The organism is Dermacoccus sp. UBA1591 (assembly GCF_002322065.1).
GTDB classification, from domain to species: Bacteria; Actinomycetota; Actinomycetes; order Actinomycetales; family Dermatophilaceae; genus Dermacoccus; species Dermacoccus nishinomiyaensis.
Genome location: NZ_DCNR01000049.1, coordinates 1 through 5,032 on the forward strand (window position 1 = coordinate 1; position 5,032 = coordinate 5,032).

3 protein-coding genes are annotated in these 5,032 nt (G+C 71.0%); all 3 read right to left on the reverse strand.

Going from position 1 to position 5,032, the window contains the following annotated elements; translation table 11 throughout:
* On the reverse strand, window positions 1-1,330 hold a 1,330-nt coding region (locus B2284_RS05335; protein WP_286697271.1), incomplete at its 3' end, for an NADH-quinone oxidoreductase subunit N.
* A complete protein-coding gene (locus B2284_RS05340; RefSeq protein ID WP_136788543.1) occupies window positions 1,327-2,994 on the reverse strand; it encodes a complex I subunit 4 family protein in 1,668 nt (555 codons plus the stop codon). The genes B2284_RS05340 and B2284_RS05335, both read right to left, overlap by 4 nt.
* On the reverse strand, window positions 2,991-5,032 hold a 2,042-nt coding region (locus tag B2284_RS05345; RefSeq protein ID WP_286697272.1), incomplete at its 5' end, for an NADH-quinone oxidoreductase subunit 5 family protein. The genes B2284_RS05345 and B2284_RS05340, both read right to left, overlap by 4 nt.

Below are 5,032 nucleotides of genomic sequence, written 5' to 3' on the forward strand. Positions count from 1 at the left end.
CGCCCGTCGCGTCACCGATCGGCACGAACATCGCGACGATCCAGCGCAGATACACCGCGACGCCGAGCAGCGTGTTGAGCACCGCGAACCCGAGCAGCCACCACGAGTGGTCGACGGCGACGGGCTTCATCGCGACGACCTTGGCGACGACACCGACGATGCTCGGCGGCAACCCGGCGAGCGCGAGCAGGCCGAGCGCCATCGTCGCCGCACTCAGCGGATGCGAGCGGAACATGCCGCGCAGCGCGTCGATCTGCACGGCCCGGCCGGGCCGCTCGAACGCGGCGAGGACCACGAACACCGCGGCCGTGCCCAGCGTGTAGAGCGCAAGATACTGCGCGGCCGCATGCGTCGAACCGGCCGAGACACTCGTGAGCGGCAGCAGCACCCAACCGGCCTGCGCGACCGTCGACCATGCCATGAGACGCAGCAGATCGACCTGACGCAGCGCCATGACGTTGCCGAGCGTCATCGACAACGCCGCGATGATGCCGAGGGCCGTCTGCGCCGGCGAACCGAGCGCGGACGCCGCCGACACGACGACGAGCATCGCGCCGAGCGCGCCCACCTTGGACGTCGTCGCGAGGAACGCCGCGACCCACGTGCCGGACCCCGCGAACGCCTCCGGCGTCCACGCGTGGAACGGCGCGAGCGACAGCTTGAAACCCACACCGGCGAGCACGAGCATCATCGCGACGACGGCGAGCGGCTTGCGAGCCGGGTCGGCGAACGCCGTGATGACGGCGTCACCGCTCATCGCGATGGTGCCCGTCGCAGCGAACCACAACGCACACCCCAGCGCGAGCACGGCGAACGACGCGAGCGCCGTGACGAGCAACGTCAACGCACCGTGCGCGGCCGCCCGGCCACCACGCAACGCGACGAGGGCGATGCTCGGCAGCGTCGCGAGTTCGAGGAGCACGAGCCAGGATGCGAGGTCTCGCGCGGCGACGACGCCGACGCATCCGGCCGTCGCGGACAGCACGAGCATGGCGCGCACCGCGGCGCGTTGAGGGGACGTCGGACGCACCGGCTCGAACGCCGCGAGCACGACGACGACGAGCGCCGATACGAGCGCCAACCCCGCGAGGCCCGTACCCGGCGCGTCGAGACGCCACCAGCATTCCCCGCCGGAGCACAACGTCGCCACGTGCCCTCGGCGCCCCGCGACGACGAGGGCACCCAACGCACCGATCAGACCGAGAGCCGCGATGATCCACGGCAACCGCGCCTTGGCGTGGAAGACCACGTCGACGAGCAGCACGAGAAGCGCCGCGACCATCGGCACGGCAGCCGGAGCGAGGGCGAGAGCGTCGACGGAGATCTTCACTTGACGCCTCCCAGCAGCGTGACGAGCTCGTCATTCATGAGATGCATGAGGGGGCTCGGGGCGAGACCGAGGGCGATCGTCGCGAGCGTCAGCACGCCGATCGCGAGCCACTCCGCGCCCGTGACGCGCTGCGTGGCCGCGGCGCCGTCGGCCGGCGACGCGACGGCTGCCACGCCATCCGACGCGTCGGCGACGACCGTCGCGTCGAACGAACTCGCACCGGCCGGTTCCGCGCCGAGCTCGGTCGTCCTCGCGCCAGGCTGTGCCGCCGCGTCAGACGCAGCGTTCGCAGTCGCTCGACGGGCGTCATCGACAGCCGCGCGACGAGCGTCGTCCTCGAGGTCGCCGGCCCAGACGGCGCGCAATACGCGTGCGCCGTAGACTGCGGCGAGCACGGCGCCGAGGGCGGCGAGTGCCGTCAGCACGTGGAACAGGGTGTTGGGTCGTGACGGCGCATCCCACGCCGCGAAGAGTGCGAGGATTTCGCCCCAGAAACCGGCGAGCCCCGGCAGCCCGAACGCAGCGGCGACCCCGACGACCAGGGCGAACCCGAGTCGCGGATCGGTGTCACGCAATCCGAGCGCGGGCGCGTCGACGTCGACCGGCCCACGGCGCGCCTTCAGCGCACCGACGATCGCGAACAGCAGCGCCGAGATGACACCGTGCGCGATGTTGCCGTAGAGCGCGGCGCCGAAACCGATGACCTGCCCGGCCGCGAGCGCCAGCATGACGAAACCCATGTGGGCGATCGACGACCACGCGACGAGGCGTTTGAGGTCGTGTTCGACGAGACAGACGAGGCCACCGACGATGATGCCGGCGACCGCCAGGATCGCGACGATCGGCGCGATGCGGCGCCATGCGTCCGGCATCGGCAGCGCGACGAGACGGACGAAACCGTACGTGCCCAGCTTGAGCAGCACGGCGGCGAGCATCATCGAACCGGCAGTCGGTGCCGCCGTGTGAGCGCGCGGCAGCCACGCGTGCACGCCGAGCAGCGGCACCTTGACGGCGAGGCCGACGCTGATGAGCGTCGCGGCGATGAGCGTCGTCGTGAATGGCAGACGGTGTGCGGCCGTCGTGAGGTGGTCGAGGTCGCTCGTGCCGGTCGCGGCGACGAGCACGAGCAGCCCCGCGAGCATGAGCATGGAGCCACCGACGGTGTAGAGCGCGAACATCCACCCGGCGCGACGACGCTCGGCGGGCGCAGCGTCACCGAAGCGGTCGATGAGCACCCACATCGGCACGAGGGCGACCTCGAAGGCGATGAAGAAGCCGATGACGTCGCGCACCGTGAACGCGGCGACGGCCGCGCCGAGCACGACGAGCAGGCTGCCGTAGAACAGCCCCGGCGTGCCCTTCGGACGCTGACGGGACGACACGGCGACGGCGAGCAGCGTCACCGCTGCGGCGAGCACGACGAGGGGCGCGCTGATGCCGTCGATCGTCAGGTGCAGGCGCAGCCCGATCTGCGGCACCCACGGCCGGTCGACGACGGCGTCCCCCATCGCCGCGGCGAGGCCGGCGCCGAGCGACGCAGCCGCGGTCAGGAGGGCGATGCACCAGGCGGCGGTGTGCGACAGCGGACGTCCGAGACGGTCGGCCGCCATGAGAGCGGCGCCGAGACCGAGCGGCAGGGCGCTGGCGAGGAGCAGGGCGATCACCACAACGTCACCCCCACGACCGAGGCGACGACGACGCCGACGACGACCCACGACAGGCCCGTCGAGGGGCGGCGCGTGTGCGGTGCGTCGGCGAGGTCGCCGAGGCGCGCCATGCCGGCAGGCAGCGTGTCGTGCGCTGCGGCGAGACGAAGATCGGTGCCGTGGACGACATGGGCGAACCACACGATCGGCCGCGCCAACGCGAGGTAGGCACGGTCGAGGCCGAACCCGCGCGTGGCGAGCAGCGTCATGCGACGCGGCAGGCGCCGGGAGGCGTCACCGTAGAGCTGACGCAGCGACATGATGCGCACGACGAGCACCGACGCGAGCACGAGCAGCACGGTGGCCCCCATCATCGGCAGGTTGAGATGCCGGGTGTCGATGTCGATGAGCGGCGTCAGCGCGAGGGCTCCACCGAAGATGCCGCCGAGGGCGAGCACCCACATCATGAACCGCACCATGACGCCGGGGCGCGGCAGCACCTCGTCCTCGTCGTACTCCTCGACGGCGGCGATCTCCTCGCCGTGCTCGTCGACCTCGGGCGAGGTGCGCAGTAGTTCGACGATGTCGACGTCGCGAACGACGTGCGAGTCGTTGAGGACCTGACGTTCACCGCGGCGCTCCAGCGTCGTGCGGTGCTGCAGGATGAGCCAGGCACGCATCGAATACGCGGCAGTCGCGGCGACGATGAGGAACAGCATGATGAACCCGATGAGCCCTTCGACGTGTCCGTCCGCCTGCGAGCGCGCTGCGTCGTTGATCATCGCATCCTTCGAGACGAACGCGATCGTCGGCGGCAGCCCCGCCATGGTGAACAGGCCGAGGGTCGCCGGAACGAACGTGCGCGGCAGGCGACGCAGCGACCCCGACATGCGACTCGCGAGCGTGCTGCCGATGACGACGGACAGCCAGCCGAGCAGCAAGAACAGCATCGACTTGAAGAAGGCGTGGCCGACGAGGTGGAGCAGCGCGGCGTCGGCCGAGTCACCCGGCGGGACGGCGCCGACGGCCAGCAGCATGAGCCCGACCTGGCTGACGGTCGACCACGCGAGCAACCGCTTGAGGTCGAACTGGCAGAACGCGGCCAGCGCCGCGAGCAGCGACGTGACACCGGTGACGAGGACGAGCGTCAGGCGGGCTGTCGGTTCGAGCGCGAGCAGCGGCTCGAACTGGGCGAGCACGACGGTGCCGGCGGCGACCATCGTCGCGGCGTGGATGAGCGCGGAGGCGGGCGTCGGGCCCTCCATCGCATCAGGCAGCCAGTCACTGAACGGCAGCTGCGCCGACTTGCCGAGCACGCCGCAGACGAGGCCGAGCAGGACGGCGAGTCGCAGAGGGCCGTCGATGTGCGTCCACGTGCTGAGGATGTCGCTGAAACGCGTCGTGTGCGCGACCATCGCGAGCGCCGCGAGGCCGACGATGAACGGCGCGTCTGCGAGGCGGGTGACGACGAAGGCCTTGAACGCTGCGCGGCGGGCCGCAGCACGCTCGCTCTCGTGACCGATGAGCAGGTACGAGCACCAGCCCATGACCTCCCAGCCCATCAGCGTGAGCAGCACGTCGTTCGACAGCACGACGAGCACCATCGCTCCAGTGAACAGCGCGACGCTGGAGGCGAACACGCGATAGCGCGGATCGGAGTACAGGTACCAGCGCGCGAAGAGCTGCACCGTCAGTGACACGAGAAGCACGACGGCGACGATGAGCGCGCTCGTCGCGTCGTCGCGCAACTGCAGCGGCACCCGCAGCGTGGGCCCGAGCGGCAGCGCGTCGAGCGTCGTGACGTCCTGCGCCACCCCCGAACCGAGATGACGCAGGACCAGCCAGACGGACGCGCCGAGCGCCGCGGCCGTCGTCACGGAGGCGAGGACGAAGGCGACGACGTTGCGGCGTCCGAGGACGAACGCCAGCAGCGCGCCGATGAGCGGCAGCGCGAGAGCCGCCTGCGCGAGGTGAGACGTCACGCTCGTCACGAAGTCACCTCCGGCGAGGATGATGAGGATGCCGGCGACGTGGTCGACGTCGCGGCCGGCGAAGC